We start from the raw sequence: 18,008 nt of genomic DNA on the forward strand, positions 1-18,008 counted from the left end.
CTGCCTGTGTGGCCTCATGTCTTATTTAAATTGGCGAGCCCGGTGGCAGCAGTTTAATACTGAACCCGCCTTTCCACTCGCCGGTTTCCAGATAGGCGTCCAGCCAGTCTTCCAGTGTACGATGACCGTTGATGTCGTCGTTATCGTCCAGCCAGTCGGCAAAGTGGCGGATTTCAGTGTTCAGCGCTAACTGCACCTCCGGCGCCAGTGCCGGATCCTGTGCCGCCTGAATAAGCCCGGTCAGTGCCACCAGTTGCAGACGCGCGGTCAGACTGTCCTGTTGATCATTGCGATACCAGTGGGTGTCCATGATGGCGCGTGCCAGTTGCCCGACATCAGGCAGATCGCTAATTCTGTCACTTTGCCACTGCAGACGGTTCAGCCGCTCAGGGATCAGCAGTAAAGATAACGCATGACCGGCAGCCGCTTCTGCCATACTCAGCGGATCCAGCACCCTACTCATACGACCATTGAAATGTTCCCGCGTGACATCGTTGCCAAACGCCGTTGGGGGAATAAGCGAAAACAAGGCATCCGGCAAAGACAGGTAGGCCGGTGTGGTAGCCCGGATAAGCTGCTGCATGGCACGCTGCTGGCGGTCGGCGCTAACCGGAGCCTGTCCACGGGGCGTGGCATAATCCCCTTTGCGCTCGTAGTGGTAGTTCACGCCCCCTACTTGTTTGGCTACTGCTTCTAACTGATAGCGATGCAGCAGGTAAACCGGAACCAGCGCATCTTCCAGCGAAGACAGCGCAGTGCCGGATGGCAATGTATTCATCCCCAGATTATTCAGTGCCAGTTCGCGCACACTGCTTAAATGCGCAAACTCATCAAGAGGGTCACTGCCGTTATCCCACATATGCCCGCTTGCCGACGCATGATGGGCCGAGCGGGTATCACTGTCGGTTTTGAATTTAAGCCCCTCTTGCCGGGCGCGGGTAATAATTTTCGTCAGACCTTCGCGCTCCTCAGCCTCACTTGCAAACTGCTGATAGCCGTAGGCAATGGCATGCTTATCCCAGGCGCCCATGCCGGTGTCATAGGCGTCGTTCAGGCGTATTTTGCCATTTTCAATAGTCAGTTTAGGGTGCGGATAATCCATTACCGACGCCCGGCCGTTCTCGCTGGCCGCAAAATTATGGGCAATACCCAGTGTGTGGCCGACTTCATGGGCGGACAACTGACGAATACGGGCCAGAGCCATGGCCTTTTGTTCACTGGTCTGCGCGTTATCCTCTGAAAACGGGCTGGTCAGCCCGAGTGCAATCAGATAGTCCTGCCGGACCCGCAGTGAGCCTAGCGTTACATGGCCTTTAATGATTTCGCCGGTACGCGGATCGACCACAGATGCCCCGTAAGACCAGCCACGGGTCGCGCGGTGTACCCACTGTATGACGTTATAGCGCACGTCCATCGGATCAGCGCCTTGTGGCAGCACTTTTACCTGAAAGGCATTGTCATAACCAATCGCTGAAAATGCGTCGTTCCACCAGCTCGCCCCGTCTTTCAGGGCACTGAACACCGGCTCCGGAATACCCGGATCCAGATAATAAATAATCGGCTCTACCGCCTCACTCGAAGGTGCCGAGGGAGAGACTTTGCTTAACCGGTGGCGCATGATGTAACGCTGTTCTGTTGCTGCATCAATCGCCGTTGCGTAATCAAAATAGCGAAACTTCCAAAACCCGGAGTACGGGTGAAACTGACGCTGCTCATAACCTGGCTCTGGCAGCGCCACAAAAGAATGGTGCAGGTGAACTGTCAGTGAAGCGGGATCCGGGGTTACCTGGCGGACGAAGGAACCTGGGTTACTGCCACGAAAGGTCACCATGGCCTCCAGCTCGGTATTTTTCTCAAACCCGCGCGAACGTTTTAAAAAGACCCCGCTGCGCGATGGATCGGCGGCATAGTCCCCCTGCTCCGTATCACTTAAACGCCCTGCAATGTCATGAATGTCACTGAATAAGAAGTCTGTGTAATTGATAAGCACACTGTCCTCACTTTCAGCCACAATCTCAAAGCCGGCAATCACCGAATCGGCAAACGCTTCATCCAGGCTCTGACGTTCCGCCAGATTGTCCGTCTCTGCGCGGTAGGTGGTATTGTGCTGCGTCAGCATGATTTTGTTACCAAACCGTTCAAAGCTTACCAGCCGGGTGTCGCCCAGTTGCCCCCGGTCGAGGCCAATATCATTTGATCCCACGCCATACGGCAGGCTGCTTTGAAACAACATCTTCTGCCCGGTGTTGTTGATCTGCAAATACAGACTGTCGCCGGATTTATCATAATAAAAGGGAACAAAACCGTCTGTTTCTGACATGGTCTCAGTGAAGGTTTTAATATCTGGCAGGGTGGCCCAGGCCTGGGTGGCCAGCAAAAGCAATACCCATAGGCAGTGTCGCATTAGATCAGTCCTTATCAGTAAATCATAACCCTGCTTACGCTACCCAATAGCAGACACAAAGGAAAGCATCCTGTTTATTTCCGCTGTACACCACCAGGAGTCGCCGCTGAGTCTGCTTGATCTGCATCAACGCGCCTGACAGCGAACCTGTTACGCTTAACGAACAGACGAAATACAAGCCCCAACAAGCTGGCCGCAAAGGAGATTTTTGTGTGACACTACCTGCGCTTTATCAGGTGCCTGCTTCCCATGTTAAGACACCCATTTTTAAGACCCGCTTGCCGGTGTTTCGGATCGAGATACGCCGCGCGGCAAACCTTGCGATAGCTGAACGGCCGGTTTTTGGCTGTCAGCTCACGCTGTCCTCGCGCTGGCCTGTACAAACTGAATTTATCCTCACGCCCGGCCATACACTGGGCTGGCTGGATCATAACCGGCTGGACCACCTGCGCGTGAAAGCCCATGCTGCTGAAAAGTGCCTGTCCCTGCCGCCGCTATCGTCATTGCTGCATGCAGATGATGGTTGTCTGCAGGCGCGGATACCACTGGGTGTTTATCTGTTAAGTGACGATATTTCGTTAATGAAGCAGCAAGGCGTGGCCCTGCTTCGCCCGCTGTAACGGCGCTACGGCGCTGACACTTCGCTGCCATGAATTCGCTGTCTGAGCCCTGAAAAGCGCGCATCCTGGCTGGTCACCATTTTCACAAATGCGGCCTGATGCGCCAGGATCAGACACTGCTCTTTGGCCCGGGTCAGCCCCGTATACAATAGTCCACGGTGATAGAGCGCTGCGGCCTGTTCTGAGTCAGTCGTTGCCAGCACCATGATTACCCGCGCAAACTCAGATCCCTGTGACTTATGAATGGTCATGGCAAACGCGGTGTCTACATCCGGCAGGCGGGACAGGTTGAAAGCGCGAAGTCCCCCCTCTGCCCGCTCAAACCAGGCTTTCAACTGCCCGCGACCGTCCGGCCAGATTACCCCTACATCGCCATTAAACAGGTTTTGCGCGTAATGGTTTCGCGTCACCATCACCGCCCTGCCCTGATAATGCGGCCCAACACGGTGTGACGCCCTGTTGCTAACCACCGACTCCAGCAGCGCATTGAGTTGCCCTACGCCATAGGGCCCCCGCCTGACCGGGGTCAGCCAGCGACAGTGATTAATCGCGGCCAGCGCCTGCTGCGGTGACTGCGCTGAAAAAACCGGACTGAGACTGTCTCTGGCCAGTGCAGTGAGTGTCGTTAATGCCGTGAGCGGTGCCACGCTAACCGCCTGCTCAGGAAATACCTCAGGCGGCGTATCCAGCTGTGCCATTTGTTGCCAGGCATCATCAGCTTCACCAGCCTGTACGGCGCGCGCGGTTGCGGCCAGTTTACCGCCAAAGCGCTGACTCACATGCAGACTGTGTACCCACTTCACAGCCTTAGGATCGGTGGCAAGCAGGGGTAAATGCGGGCACAACCGGGCAATGCCTGCACGACTGTCAGGGTGCACCCCGGCCGTGTCATTGTGTGTCTGTGACGCTGCGTGGATAAGCGCGTCAAGCACATTACCGGATTCCACTGCGGGCAACTGATCCGCATCGCCGACCAGGTACAGCCGGGCATGCTCAGGCAGCGCTCTTAACAGCCTCGCCATCATTGCCAGGTCGATCATGGATGCTTCATCCACAATCAGTACGTCCAGCGCCAGCGTATTCTCTTCATGATAGCGGGTTTGCACACCATACTGGTTTACCCCCAGCAGGCGGTGCAGCGTGGCAGCTTCATCAGGCACATGTGTTTTAAGCTGCCCCAGTCGCGTATCTTCCATGCCCGCCAGCGTATTTGCCACCGACTCTTTGAGGCGCTGCGCGGCTTTGCCGGTCGGTGCCGCCAGCTGAATGGTCAGCGGCGTCTCACTCATCGCCTGCAAGGCCAGCATAAGCCGGGTCACCGTATAGGTTTTACCGGTTCCCGGTCCGCCGTTGATAATACAGAATGGCTGGCTAAGACTGCCAGCCACTGCTACCTGCTGCCAGTCCTGCACGGTGTGCGGTGTACAGTCAAACAGTGCTGGCCATACCGACTGACAGCGCGCCAGCGCCTGCTCACTGAGAGGCTGAGCATGGCTTCGGGCGCGGACCGCACTCACTACATCCTGCTCAAAGGTATAGTAACGCTGCATATACAGCAGGCCCTGTTCAAACACCAGAGCCTCGCTCGTACGCATGTCGCCCAGCGCTTTCTCGGTCAGTTCGGTTAACGCAGACACATCGGGAAAACGCCAGTCGTCGTTGTCCTCCCACACTGGCCTGCGATTCGCGATCATCGCAAGATCCAGACAAGTATGCCCCTGACGAACAAACAGTGACAACGACATCAGCACCTGCTTCCAGATTGTTGCCTCATTCTCGCTCAGGCTATCCACCCTGAAGGCGTTAGCAAAATACCCATCAATGGCTTCGGTCCCCGGACGTAGCGACAGATTACCGTTCATGTCGTGGCCTCCTGCTGTTCTGTGCTGGCAAAAAGCCCATCCAGCGTCGCCAACATGTCCGCTGAAATAGATGTATAGAACACGCCTTCCAGGTTATCGTTTGACGCGGCCATGCCACGCAGATACAGGTAGTAAACCCCGCCAAAATGATGTTCAGGGTCATACTCTGGCAATGTTTGCTGCAGGTAGCGGTGCAGCGCCAGGGAATAAATCAGGTACTGCAAGTCGTAAAGGTGTTGCTGATTATTCTGACACAATGACGCTGGCAAATAGTCAGCATAGGTATCGCCCAGCCAGGTTGACTTATAATCGGCGACGTAATACCGCCCTTCGGACTCAAAAATAAGATCGATAAAGCCATGCATCATGCCTTCCAGCGCGCGTTGCCCGACGTCCGTCACCGGCACGGGGTCACACAGTGAAGCCAGGCTACTACGGTGACTGGCCAGCAGCGCATGCAGACGGCGCTGTGAGAGCCCTTCAACCGGAAAATAAAATTCGGCTTCTCGCAGCGTAGCCTGTTCCGGCAGTGACTTAAGCGTCAGGCTGCCAGTCGAGGTCAGCGGCGCGGCAAGTACATCGTCCAGCCACTGATTAAGCGGTGCAAACGCTTCATCTGACAGCCCGAAGCGGGTTGCAGGGCCCGCCATTGCAGTCTGCCAGTCAGGCTGCTGAAAATCTGCCAGCTCCAGAATATCATGCAACAGGTTCCCGGCCCGTGCGCCTTTTTCAAAGGTAAACCGAAACGCGGGCGTTGAATCATGATCGGTTGCCGATGGCACCAGCAATGGCGCATCCAGCGCCTCGGCATCACGTACAGTTTGTTTACCGCCGGTTTGCTGGCGTGCCAGCATTGAGAAGGAATACAGGCGCCAGGCATCATCCACTGAGCCGCCAAATGTTGACAACGCAGGCTGCTGTGTCTGATGCGGGGTAATGCGACCACGCACAGTGGCGTCACTGGCGCTGAATGTGATTTGCGCAGAATGGTGATGCCCTTCAGCAACCATGTTTGCTACCGCATCCTGCATGTCGTCTGCGCCTGAACCCGTGTAGCCAAGGGCGCGTGCCAGCGGGCTGCGCTGGTGTTCAGAAAAGGGCGCCATACCGATATAGCAGCGGTGCGCAGCACGTGTTACCGCGACATACAACAGGCGCATTGCCTCTGCATCTCCCTCTGCCTGAACCCGGGATACTGCATCGAAGCTGCGGCCAAGCTGAAGGACTAGTTCGCCTTTATCGTGATCAAAATACTGAAACTGTTGCGCGGCTTTGTTACCTGCCTTGGCAGGATCCCGGTAGTCATTTCCAAAAGGAATAAACACAATCGGATATTCAAGCCCTTTGGAGCCATGTTGTGTGACTATCTGAATCAATGTGTCATCACTTTCCAGGCGCTGAATTAACTCATCCGCCTGCTGGGGTTCAGCGAGCTGACGATGCAGCCACAGCAGCAGCTGATCCGGGCGTGCATGTGCCGCTGCCTCACGCCCTAACACCTCTGCCAGGTGCAGATAGTTGGTCAGTTCGCGCTCCACGTCCTTGCTGCCCGGCTGATAACGATGCTGCATCAGATACAAAATGACACTCATACAGCCACGCTGCAGCCACATCTGTCGAAGCAGGGCGACAAGCTCCATCAGCTCATCCCACAGAATATCGTCATCCTGGTGCAGCAGGTCCACAACCTGCTGGTGCGTAAAGCCCAGCAGCGGACTTGCCAGACAGGCGTTAAGTGTAGATGCAGAATCTGCATGCCAGATCCCGTCCAGCACCCGGAAGCAGTCCTCGGCCTGCATCGAGCCAAACAAACTGCGCTTATTACTTAAAAACACGGCCCCCAATCCGACATCCTGCAGTGCCCGCTGCATGATCCCGGCCTCGGTGGCACTGCGCACCAGAATGGCGATATCACTGGGCAACACTGCACGCTCGCCAAGTTTCGCGTCCTGAAACAACCGATGTATTTCCTGACCCACCCAGCAACTGAGCATTTGCTGCATCTGCGCTTTGGTTATGTCATCTTCCGGAATAAGCTGCAGGTAGGTCATGGCTGCACGGTCATTATCGCTATCGCTAAGCGGTGTGGCCGCGGCCTTCGCCCCGGACGTGGCTTTGACCTGCTGATAATCAATCCCATAGCCAAACACATCGGCGGCAGGCTCTGAGACCGGGGCGCCGTGAAAGAGCCGGTTATAGGCAGATACCATATCGGCCACTGACCGCCAGTTGGTGTCCATAACCCAGCGATGATCCGCCTCCCGCCCTGCTTTTAAGTAGGTAAAGATATCGCCGCCCCTGAACCCGTAAATCGCCTGTTTAGGGTCGCCAATCATCATCAGCACTTCGCGGCCTTCGCCTTTTGGGTAAACAGCATCGACAATGGCATATTGCGCAGCATCGGTGTCCTGAAATTCATCAATCAGCGCCGCAGGGAAACGCTGCCGCAAGGTCTCTGCGACAACCGAGTCGGCGTTCGTGGCCTGCTCTGCTAGCTGGCGGATAAGATCATCAAAGTCAATCAGGTTTCGCTGCGTTTTGTGGCGCTGCACGTGCGCGCGTATGTAACTGAATGCATCGGCAATCAGAGTCATCGCCGGGCCCTGTTCCAGAGCTTCATCGCGGGCCTTGAGTATTTTTCCGTGTGCCTTGCTGACATCTTCAAAAAGTTCTTTAAGCGGGGCAAACAGGGCTTTAATTTCATCCTTGCCGCGGTAACGGTTACCATTTATAAACTGCTTTGCTGCTGGTGGAGGCGTGATAGCGACCGCCTCTGACAAATAGTTGATGAGGATTGCCCATTCTTCACTGCGCACCGCCTGGTCTTTATGGTTTGTCACCAGCGTTGTCAGGATCGTCGCTTCGTTATCCAGTAATGCGGTGCGCAGGTTGTGAAAACGCTCAGCAAACTGCGCCGACAGGCTGTCCTGCTGTCTGCTGGCATCCTGTTCAATGGTAGCGGGGTCCGGCACCTGCGGCGTGAGATGGCCGCGCATAGCATGACCAAAAGTATCCAGCAGTTGCGAGGGCACATGCCAGCCCTGCGCCGCTAACAGCGCATAGGCATTATCGTCATGCGACACCGCGCGGATCCAGTCCTGTGCGGCCTGCCGGTAGAGTTCTGCCGTATCGGTTTCAAGGGTTAACTGCATGGCCGCGCCGGACTCAAAGGACAACAGGTTCAGCACATGCTGACAAAACCCGTGAATAGTAAAAACAGCCGCTTCATCCATTTCCAGTTGTGCGGCTTTAAGCATGGTCAGTGAACGTGCCGGATCGCCAGAGGCATAGAGCGCACTGTAAACCGGATCCTGCTCTTCGGGTGTGCCACCATCCAGCCGCGTCTCCCAGTAGGCCACTGCGTCACTCAGGGTGACGGCCAGACGGCCGCGTATCTCTTCGGTGGCCGCCTTGGTGAAGGTCATTACCAGAATTTGCTGCACGCTGAGTGACTTTTCCAGCATCAGCCGCAGATAGAGACGCGTAATGTTGAAGGTTTTTCCGGTGCCGGCGCTGGCCTCAATAAGGTGGCGCCCCCACAGCGGCAGTTCGGCAACATTGAGGTGTGAAGTCTGCGTCATACTTTTTTATCCTTAACGGCAAAGGCTAATGGACGCAATGCACCGTCCAGTTTTGCCAGCGGCACGTCGTTCAGGGTCAGGCCCTGCGGAAAGAACCAGCGTAAATAGGTGTCGTTATCCATGGCAGATGACAGCGGCGAACTGGCCAGCAACCAGTCCGAGAACGCGTTTTCCATTGCCATCGTGTCCGCTGCCTCACTCAGCGACATATCACCCGCTGCTTTAGTCAGCTTTACAGCGAGAGAGGCGAACGCTGGCGTGGGCGAGCGCAGGCAGGTTAGCGCCAGATCTTCCAGTGCCAGTAATATTTGTTGTGCCTGGTCGTGACTGAACGGATGCCAGGCGGCTTGTCTTATCTGATGTTTACCCTGCTGCCAGCGCGGATAGAAGCAATGCAGAGGCCGCGCATCATCGTTCACTGCCAGACACAGCGCCGTAACAAACTGCGTGACCTGACGCCGCGCGTTCTGGCTGCCCACATGGCTTAATACCCAGGCGTGGCTACCTTCGAAGACCTGCGCACTAAAACGCAATTGCTGCCCCTGCCACTCAAACGTCTGCGGTTCTGCATCATGCACACCCATGGCGCTTTTCAGGTCGCCCGCCGCCGCCTGCCAGTCTTCCAGCAACGGCTCTGTCAGTGGTGTGAGTGGCAGCTCACCGCTTAGCCTGGCCTGCTGTAACAGAGTATCGCGCTCATGTTCACTGACATCTGGAGCGGACAGGGCTGACATCAGCTGGTAACGGGTAAGTGCAGATTCAGTAAAGGGCTCGTTATTATCCAGGGTTGTTTCTGTCTGCTCCAAATACACGCCCAGTGTGCGGGTAGAAAATGCTTTAAGCGGATGCTCCAGCCAGCGCGCCAGCTGTTCGGCGGTGAGGGTATCGTCATTGACTGAATCAAGCACCGGCAATGCCGGTTGTTGCTGCACGGAACGTTGCTCTGAAATAGCCTGAGATAACCGGAACCAGCCTGCCTCATAACTGTTTGACGGGGCTGTAAAACCAGCCTGACTGAAGGGGTGCAGCGCCGCTGTACAGTGCAGTGAATTCAGGGGCACACCATACTGCCCGGTCAGAGTCTGCATGAACTCCCGCAGTACCAGTGACGGCTGGCGCTCACTGTTATCTTTGTCACTATTACCCTGATAACTCAGATACAGGTTTTCCCTGGCCGAAATCAGGGCTTCCAGAAACAGGTAGCGATCTTCGAGTCGCCGCGATCGATCGCCACGACGATGTACACCCTGCCCCATTAAATCGATACTCATGGGCACCGACTGACGGGGAAACTCTCCGTCGTTTAGCCCCAGAATACACACCTTACCGAAAGGAATACTACGCATAGGGAGCATGGAACAGAACGTCACCTGACCGGTCATAAAATGGTTACCGGCATCAGGGGAGGAAAACTGACGCACCAGAATATCCCGTACCTGCGCCAGTGTCAGTTGTGCCTCATAGCCTGCTTCTGAACAATGTTCCTGCAGCTGCGCCGTTGCCCGGCCCAGGCTCTCCCACACATCCTGTTGCTCCGAATCGGGCGCAAAGCAGCTTTCTTTTAAAGTCGTCAGATAGGTATGCCACTGCGCCGCCGTGCGCGGCGCCGACAACGCCTGCGTATGCTGACTGAGCGTATCAATGACCCAGATAAGTTTACCCAGCACCACCCCATGCTGACCTTCAACATCCGGCACAGTCAGAATGTCATTGTGGATCACCGCTTCGTCACGACATACCATACCTATTAATAGTCGCCGCAGGCCCCACCACCAGCTGAACTCCTGACGATCGGTCGCGTCATCTGTCATTGCACGTTTATGATCACCACTAAGTCCCCAGTGAACATGCGCCTGTTCCAGCCAGAAACTCATCAGTTCGACATCTTCGTGGGACAGCGAGAAACGACGCTGCATTGCATCAAGGCGCAGGTAATCAAGGATCTCCACCACCCCGAAGCGACTGTCCGGTAATGACAACAGGCTGATAAAGGCCGCCACCAGTGGCTGCGCATCAAGTGGACTTCTGTCGGCAATCGAACAGGGGATCCGTGGTGGCTGTGTACTGCCAGGCGATGCTGTGCCAACCCGGTGAAACACCGCATCAATGAGCGGTGCATATTTCTCAATGGCCGGGCACATCACCACAATGTCAGACGGCCGGCGACGGCTGTCTTCACTGAGCCATGCCAGCAAATTGTCATGCAGCACCTGGACTTCTCTTAGTCCGTTATGGCTACTGACAATTTCAATACTGTTGTCGCTGGCGCTAGGCGAATAGGCACGGGGTGGCGTGGCGTCAAGAATGTCTGCCTGTACAGCCTGCAACAACGATGAAGGTGGTGTCGCCTGCATGGGTTCAGCAACATCAAAGGCACTGATCTCAAAGGTATCAAGGGTCGTCAGAAGATTGAAGAAATCCCGGCCTTGCTGACCCAGATTCCCCAGAAACGGATTTCCCTGTTCGTCTTCAAGCCAGGCATCTATACCCTGCTGTCGCAGGGCACGTGCCTGCGCCTTATCACTTTGCGCATCTCCCCAGTAATTGACACTGGGGTTTAAGTGAAACACGTGCACGTCGGTATGCACCGACAGCGCATCGATGAAGCTGATCAGTTGTGGCGCCATGGTGTTAATTGCAAAAACAATAATGCGATCAGGCAGGTTATGCAGCCCTTCCCCCTGCTGCAGGGCGGTAACAGCTCGCTGGTGCAGTGACGCGGGATGATCAGGGACCTGCTTCACCAGCTCTCGCCACAACTGTGCCTGCCAGCGCTCCATATCAAACCCGGTTTGTTGATCGTTTCCTTTTTCCCAGCCGGCCAGCCAGTCAGGGCGATACAACAGATATTGCTCGAACACATCGGCCAGAGCCGTGGCCAGTTGCAGGCGCTGTACGGACTGTTCCGACTCAGTGCCACGGACCGACACGTAGGCACGCAGCGGTTTAGCCGTCTCTGAGTCAATAAACGACGGGGCTTGCAGCAAGGCATCGATTCGCCATACCAGCACCTCGCGGCGATAAGGTGACTGGGCGGGAATGGCGTCATCCCCCAGGATCAACCGTGCCGTATTCCACATAAACCGCACGGGCAGTGGAAAGGCAAGATTCATAGCAATGCCCTGCTCCTGGGCCAGTGCCATACTCAGCCAGTGCTGCATCCCCGGACTTTCGACCAGTATCGTATCAGCATGGAAGACGGGGGCAGGCTGCTGCCTGAGCAATGCACAAAGTAAGAAGCTCAGGTGCTCGAGCTTGTTGGACGGATACAGTGCAAGCAAGCTGGAATTTCCCTATACATATAACGTGATAAGTTATGGTAAGGGATTTTGACGCTGAGGTGCAAAGTAAGCAGAAGAAAAAAACCCATACAGAACCTCAGGACACGAAAAATCTGTATGGGTAAAGTTAAGTACGAGTCGTTAACAACATCAGCCTGGCGTTGCCTGGCACCGGACTGTGTTAGCGCTAGCGATTCGTGCAGTTAACACAGTCTGGATAGCAGCTTCAGTGCCAACATTTAAAGTCTTTTAAATTCATACAGATAGAGTTATTGGGATAAGCCAGCGAGCAGTCATCCGTGGCAACGTTGGTGCAGTTGCACCATTGCGTGGCGCGCCCGCACGCACACAACATTGACCGCTAGCCGTGCGCCGCATACCTTTCCCGCTTTTCGCCATTCCGGTACACTTAGCGGTTATCAACCGCTCTGTACAACGTTAGGAATTCTGATGCTGAACCAACAACAGCTGGCGACCATGCTGGCTCTCCAGAACAAAATGAACAGCAAAGTCAATGAAAGCTGGCTGACAGCAGGCTATGGCTTTTTACGCGCCGCCATGGTTGAGTCAGTCGAAGCGATAGAACATCATGGCTGGAAATGGTGGAAAGCGCAGAATAAAGATCTGGCCCAGTTACAGATGGAACTGGTGGATATATGGCACTTTGCATTGTCGGCCAGCATTATCGATTACAAGGGCGATGTGTCTGCCGCCGCCAGTGCAATAGCTGCGCAACTTGCCCAGTCACAGACGCACGTGGTCTTTGACGGGGTAGATTACTATCCCGGCAAACAAACGCTGCTTGATAACCTCGAACTGATGGCAGGACTTTGTGCGGCCAAGCGCTTTAGCGTGCCGTTATTCATGCTGATTGTTGAACAGTGTGAGATGAGCACTGACGAATTATTTCGTCAGTACGTCGGTAAAAATGTACTTAATTTCTTCAGGCAGGACCACGGCTATAAGTCAGGCAGCTACCTGAAAGTCTGGCAGGGTCGTGAAGACAACGAGCACCTGGTTGAGGTGCTTGAAAGTCTCAGCAGCGACGATGCAAATTACAGTGATGCCGTTTATGCCGGGTTAAAAGCACGCTATCCCACACAGTAAATACCGATAGCGTACCCGGGATCAGTCACGGGTTGTCGTATTTACTCGCCATTTCTTCGTACTCGCGACAAGCGGGGGTTGATGCGCTGGAGTCCAGTGCGTCGCAACCCTGCTCAGTCATCGACCGCATGCAGGCTGCGGCACTGTCTCTGATGTCCTCGTACCCGTCAACCTCAAATTGACGGGTCATTTTTTTGCACATGCCTTTTACCATGCCTTCAATCATTTGCTGCATATTGGCATCGGTGTTTTCAGCCTCCATTGATGCCAGCGTACATTCTTTTAGATGCTGACACAGCCCCTGCGCAGCCTCATCAAATGCGTCATCAGCGTTCGCGCAGTTTGCATACATCAGCGCCCCGGCCGCCAGTACGCTTACGGTGTACCATCGTCGCATTACTGCCTCCTTTCTTGTTTACCTGAACAGGTTGTCGGCACAGCCTTAACAGGTTCCCGCCTCGTCACTGTTACGCGTTTACCCACACGATACGGTCAGAATAAGATCCCTGAATCACGTCATTGAACCGCTCTTCAAGTATATGCCGCTTCACTTTAAGCGTAGGCGTTAATAAATCATTTTCAATGCTCCACTCGCTATCCATAATAATTACCCTGTCGAGCACCTGATGACTTTCCAGGCGGGCATTGATAGTCTCGTACGTGCGAAGCAGGCTCTTTTCAACCGATTGCTTGTCCTGCTTTGCAGCGTCCTCGCTAAGGACCAGCAGTGCGATAGGCTGCGGGAGGTTATTACCGGTCACACAAACCTGCTCAACCATGGGATTTTCCATGAACTTAGCCTCAATGGGAGCGGGGGCCACGTATTTGCCTTTGGCCGTTTTAAAGATGTCCTTCAAACGGCCCGTGATTTTAATGTAGCCTTCACTGTCCTTTTCGCCCTTATCACCCGTGCGTAAGTAGCCGTCATCGGTAAACACTTCTTGTGTTTTCTCCGGCTCCAGATAATACTCCTTCATATTACACGGCGCTTTTACCTGAATTTCGCCTTCCTCAGAAGTGCGTATGTCTACACCATCATAGGCTTTACCAATGTAGCCAATTTTATCTTCACGGAACGGCACACTTGCGGTGCCGTAAGCGGAGTTTTCGGTCATTCCCCAGCCTTCAGAGATATTGATGCCAATGCGGTGGAACCATTCAATGACAGCAGGCGCCAGCGGCGCTGAGCCACTGGCCCAAAGCCGGGCATTATTGAGCCCCAGCCCTTCACGGATCTTTTTGCTGACAAGTCCCCGGACAATCGGAATTTTAAGCAGCGTATCGAGCTTTTTCTGCGGCATTTTGGCCAGTATGCCCATCTGGAACTTGGTCCACAGTCGCGGCACCGAAATAAACAGCGTCGGCTGACAGGCTTTAACATCCCGCTGAAAGGTGTCCAGCGATTCCACAAAATAGATTTGACCACCGCCATAAAAGCTTGCCAGCTCAACCAGCACTCGTTCAGTGATATGCGCCAGAGGCAGATAGCTCAGAACCCGGTCACTGGCGTCGACTTTAAGCTGATTGAGAGAGCGTTGCGCTGCCCAGCAAATTGAATAATAGGTGTGCACCACGCCTTTTGGCTTGCCGGTACTGCCTGAGGTATAAATGATGGTCATTGTCCCGTCCATCGACGGTACAGGCGAGTCGGCCAGAGGCTCACAGTCGATGAATTGTTGCCACTGCTGCGTCGTTTCAATGCCCGGATAGGGAAATGCAACCGTGTGATAGTGATCTGGGACCGCCTCGACCTGCTCTTTGGTGTTGTCGAGCTTACCAATAAACAGAACCTTAACGTCTGCATGCTGCAGGACATACTGGATCGTATCGGCACCGGCCGTTGCAAAAATAGGGACGCTGACATGCCCTGCCATCATGATCCCTAAATCTGTAATAAACCACTCTGCACAGTTTTTGGAGAGAATACCGATGCGGCTGCCCGCTTCCAGATCCATTGACTTAAGACGGGCCGCGACCTGCCGCGCCTGCCGACCAACGTCAGCCCAGGTAAACGGGCGATATTCACCATCGATGGGCTGAGTCAGGTATACATCATCCGGACGTGACTGTTCCCACTTGTACAGCATTGAAAGCGGGGATTGAATGTCTTGATTAGCTTGGCTCATGTCTCGCGGCATATTGGTCTCGTGTTTGATTACTGTAGCGTATATTTACAAGTAATTCACAGTCTTATAATAACTCGAAGAAGCTTGTCAACTTGGCAGTTATGTAAATACCGGACAACACCTTAAAGTCGCCGCGTGTTGCGGTGTGAGCCGCTATTCATTTTGCTTATAAGTATGGCTCATTAAACCTGATAGCTGCGCTTGTTATGCTGGTAAAATCTTCCAATTGGGCTTATACCTAGGAAGATACTTGCGCACAGCAGAGGGTACATGGTGTGATAAACAGGGTGACAACAGCACAAACAGGCAGCAACCAATGAAACTAAAAATTAATGGCAAAACCCACGAGTTCAGCGGCGATACAGCAATGCCGTTGCTGTGGTTTTTACGTGACGAGCTACAATTGACCGGTACTAAATACGGATGCGGCATGGCGCTGTGTGGCGCCTGTACCGTTCATGTCGACGGCGAGCCCATGCGCGCCTGTCAGCTACCCATATCAGCCACTGAGGGCAAATCGGTAACGACCATCGAAGGGCTGGATACTCAGCACGAACATCCGTTGCAAGTGGCGTGGGCCGAGCACAATGTGCCTCAGTGTGGTTACTGTCAGAGTGGTCAGATAATGCAGGCGGCATCATTACTGGCAAAAAACGCCGCCCCCACGGATGAGGAAATCGATAATCACATGTCGGGGAATATATGTCGGTGTGGCACCTACCCGCGTATTCGAAATGCAATCAAGTCGGCAGCAAAGGGAGAGTAGCCATGAAGCAGTCGATTAACAGCGCACGCCGCGACTTCCTGAAAAAATCCTCCGTATCAGCCGGATTTGGACTCAGTGTTTCTCTGCTTGGCTTTCCCGCTCTGGTCGCAGCAGATAATTCGAGCCCAGCCGGGTTGTCACCCAATGTGTTTGTTGAGTTTGATAGCGACGGGACGTTAATAGTCACCTGCCATCGCTCCGAAATGGGGCAGCAAATCCGTACAGCCATCGCGCAAATCGTTGCCGACGAACTGGATGCTGACTGGTCCCGTGTCAGTGTGACACAGGCCAAAGGCGACCCAAAATATGGCAGCCAGAATACAGACGGGTCGCGCAGTGTCCGGCGTAATTTCGACCGCTTACGTGAAGCGGGTGCCACGGCTGCGCTGATGCTAAAGCAAGCCGCTGCACGAGGCTGGAATGTCAGCGTCGATGACTGTATCTGTAAAGACCATGGCGTTGTGCATACCGTCAGTAATAACCGGGTCGACTTTGCAGAGTTACTTGGCGTTGCCGCAACATTACCGGTGCCGGATGCCGATACACTGACACTAAAACCACGATCGCGCTGGAAGTACATCGGCAAAGGCACGCAGAGTGTAGACATGCACAAAGTGGTAAGCGGTAATACCACCTTTGGTCAGGATGTACAGCTTGATGGCATGCTTGTTGCGATTATTCAGCGTCCGCCCGTGATGTTTACCACACCTGATTCGGTCGATGAGAGCGCAGCCCGCAAAGTGAGTGGCGTGGTGGATGTCATCCGCATGCCCGATGCCTCGGCGCCCGCAATGTTTAATCCGCTCGGCGGTGTGGCTGTTGTGGCAAACAACACCTGGGCAGCCATGCAGGGTACAAAGGCACTGAACATCACCTGGACAAGCAACGAACACAGCAGCTATGACTCAGAAAGTTATAAAGCGTCGCTTATCACCACAGCTGAAAAACCCGGCGAGACAGTGCGAACGCGCGGCCAGGCAGAAAAAGTTATTCGTGAAGCCGACAACGTAATATCGGCGACCTATTACGCACCATTGCTCTCACAGGCGCCGATGGAACCGCCCGCTGCCACTGCACGGATTGACGGCGATAACGTTGAGGTTTGGGCATGTACGCAAACGCCCCAGTCTACCCGACAGAACGTGGCCGCCGCGCTAAAGGTCCCCGAAGAAAATGTGACCGTACATGTGACCTTGCTGGGCGGCGGATTTGGCCGAAAATCAAAACCTGACTTTTCTGTCGAAGCTGCCATACTCGCGCAAAAAACCGGTAAGCCGGTTAAAGTGGTGTGGCGTCGTGAAGACGACATTCAGCACGGTTACTATCATAGTGTCAGCGCCCAGCACATACAGGCAGTACAGTCTGAGTCAGGGAAAACCCTTGCCTGGCGGCACAATACTGTATTTCCGACGATTTCATCTACCTTCAGTGATAAAGCCAACAAACCCAGCAATGGCGAGTTGCGTTTAGGCTTTATTGATAACCCATTCGATATTGAACATATGCTGCTGGAACGTGGAGAAGCACAAAACCATGTAAGAATCGGCTGGCTTCGCAGTGTTGCCAATGTCTACCATGCGTTTGCTATCCATAGCTTTGCCGACGAACTGGCCCACGCTGCCGGTCAGGACAGCCGTGATTACCTGCTGTCTCTGATTGGTGAATCAAGGCATATCGATCTGGCAAAAGAGGGGGCAGAATATGACAATTATGGCGATCCTCTGGATAAATACCCGATTGACACAGCAAGACTGAAAAATGTCATCAACCGTGTCACTGATATGGCTGACTGGGACGCCCGCAAGAAGCAAAAGCGGATGTTGGGACTGGCAGCGCATCGCTCCTTTTTAAGCTACGCGGCCATCGTCGTAGAAGTGGTCGTGAATGACAGTGGCGAATGGCATATTCCCAATGCTTACATCAGTCTGGATGCAGGAACGGTGGTAAATCCTGAGCATGTGCGCGCGCAGTGCGAAGGCGGCATGATCTATGGGTTGAGTTGTGCAATCGGTGAGATTACCGCAAGTGAAGGGGCAATTAATCAAACCAACTTTCACAACTATCAGGTTGCCCGCATACAACATGCGCCGCACAATATTGAAGTGGATATTGTTGACAGCGAAGCGCCCCCAGCAGGCGTGGGTGAACCCCCTACCCCGCCGTTTGCGCCAGCGCTGGCCAATGCCCTTTTTGCTGCAACAGGAAAGCGGCTGCGGTCGCTGCCCATTCCTTTAACCCTGCCCAGCGAACAGGCATAACAT

The 18,008-nt window shown here is 54.3% G+C and carries 10 protein-coding genes; 4 read left to right on the forward strand and 6 right to left on the reverse strand.

Going from position 1 to position 18,008, the window contains the following annotated elements:
• Nucleotides 1–25: 25 nt before the first annotated feature.
• The gene (locus IE054_RS12610) at nt 26–2,404 is read right to left on the reverse strand and encodes a zinc-dependent metalloprotease (RefSeq protein ID WP_189406881.1); all 2,379 of its coding nucleotides are present in this window, start codon (nt 2,402–2,404) and stop codon (nt 26–28) included.
• Nucleotides 2,405–2,616: 212 nt separating this feature from the next.
• Here IE054_RS12610 and IE054_RS12615 point away from each other — a divergent pair, with 212 nt between their 5' ends.
• Entirely contained in the window at nt 2,617–3,024 is a 408-nt protein-coding gene (locus IE054_RS12615) for a hypothetical protein (protein ID WP_189406883.1), read from the forward strand.
• A gap of 5 nt (nt 3,025–3,029) precedes the next feature.
• Here the strand turns inward: IE054_RS12615 and recD are convergent, their stop codons facing one another.
• The 3 genes from recD to recC are packed head-to-tail and all read right to left on the reverse strand — an operon-like array spanning nt 3,030 to nt 11,748.
• Nucleotides 3,030–4,886, reverse strand: a complete 1,857-nt coding sequence (gene recD, locus IE054_RS12620) for an exodeoxyribonuclease V subunit alpha (protein WP_189406885.1) — start codon at nt 4,884–4,886, stop codon at nt 3,030–3,032.
• Nucleotides 4,883–8,467, reverse strand: a complete 3,585-nt coding sequence (recB, locus tag IE054_RS12625) for an exodeoxyribonuclease V subunit beta (protein ID WP_189406887.1) — start codon at nt 8,465–8,467, stop codon at nt 4,883–4,885. Before recB ends, recD begins: the two co-directional genes overlap by 4 nt.
• A complete protein-coding gene (recC, locus tag IE054_RS12630; RefSeq protein WP_189406889.1) occupies nt 8,464–11,748 on the reverse strand; it encodes an exodeoxyribonuclease V subunit gamma in 3,285 nt (1,094 codons plus the stop codon). The genes recB and recC overlap by 4 nt, the downstream gene beginning before the upstream one ends.
• Before the next feature lie 450 nt (nt 11,749–12,198).
• Here recC and IE054_RS12635 point away from each other — a divergent pair, with 450 nt between their 5' ends.
• The gene (locus tag IE054_RS12635; RefSeq protein ID WP_189406891.1) at nt 12,199–12,855 is read left to right on the forward strand and encodes a dUTP diphosphatase; all 657 of its coding nucleotides are present in this window, start codon (nt 12,199–12,201) and stop codon (nt 12,853–12,855) included.
• Between the two features lie 25 nt (nt 12,856–12,880).
• On the opposite strand, the gene IE054_RS12640 is transcribed toward IE054_RS12635, so the two are convergent.
• Together IE054_RS12640 and IE054_RS12645 are read right to left on the reverse strand one after the other, a co-directional pair.
• Nucleotides 12,881–13,252: a hypothetical protein gene (locus IE054_RS12640; protein WP_189406895.1), complete on the reverse strand. Its 372-nt coding sequence runs from the start codon at nt 13,250–13,252 to the stop codon at nt 12,881–12,883.
• 70 nt (nt 13,253–13,322) lie between these two features.
• Nucleotides 13,323–14,993, reverse strand: a complete 1,671-nt coding sequence (locus tag IE054_RS12645; protein ID WP_189406897.1) for an AMP-binding protein — start codon at nt 14,991–14,993, stop codon at nt 13,323–13,325.
• A gap of 304 nt (nt 14,994–15,297) precedes the next feature.
• Between IE054_RS12645 and IE054_RS12650 the strand changes: the two genes are divergently transcribed.
• Both IE054_RS12650 and IE054_RS12655 read left to right on the forward strand, forming a co-directional pair.
• Complete coding sequence (locus tag IE054_RS12650; RefSeq protein WP_189406899.1) at nt 15,298–15,747, forward strand: (2Fe-2S)-binding protein; 450 nt, start codon at nt 15,298–15,300, stop codon at nt 15,745–15,747.
• A gap of 2 nt (nt 15,748–15,749) precedes the next feature.
• Nucleotides 15,750–18,005, forward strand: a complete 2,256-nt coding sequence (locus IE054_RS12655) for a xanthine dehydrogenase family protein molybdopterin-binding subunit (RefSeq protein ID WP_189406902.1) — start codon at nt 15,750–15,752, stop codon at nt 18,003–18,005.
• Nucleotides 18,006–18,008: the final 3 nt, after the last annotated feature.

It is taken from the genome of Alteromonas halophila, assembly GCF_014651815.1.
Taxonomy (GTDB): domain Bacteria; phylum Pseudomonadota; class Gammaproteobacteria; order Enterobacterales; family Alteromonadaceae; genus Alteromonas; species Alteromonas halophila.

What these genes read in the sequence shown, in the direction of transcription:
- recD (WP_189406885.1), bottom strand. Translation starts at nt 4,886, where the DNA reads ATGAACGGTAATCTGTCGCTACGTCCGGGGACCGAAGCCATTGATGGG.
- recB (WP_189406887.1), bottom strand. Translation starts at nt 8,467, where the DNA reads ATGACGCAGACTTCACACCTCAATGTTGCCGAACTGCCGCTGTGGGGG.
- IE054_RS12645 (WP_189406897.1), bottom strand. Translation starts at nt 14,993, where the DNA reads ATGCCGCGAGACATGAGCCAAGCTAATCAAGACATTCAATCCCCGCTT.
- IE054_RS12640 (WP_189406895.1), bottom strand. Translation starts at nt 13,252, where the DNA reads ATGCGACGATGGTACACCGTAAGCGTACTGGCGGCCGGGGCGCTGATG.
- IE054_RS12650 (WP_189406899.1), top strand. Translation starts at nt 15,298, where the DNA reads ATGAAACTAAAAATTAATGGCAAAACCCACGAGTTCAGCGGCGATACA.
- IE054_RS12610 (WP_189406881.1), bottom strand. Translation starts at nt 2,404, where the DNA reads ATGCGACACTGCCTATGGGTATTGCTTTTGCTGGCCACCCAGGCCTGG.
- IE054_RS12635 (WP_189406891.1), top strand. Translation starts at nt 12,199, where the DNA reads ATGCTGAACCAACAACAGCTGGCGACCATGCTGGCTCTCCAGAACAAA.
- IE054_RS12655 (WP_189406902.1), top strand. Translation starts at nt 15,750, where the DNA reads ATGAAGCAGTCGATTAACAGCGCACGCCGCGACTTCCTGAAAAAATCC.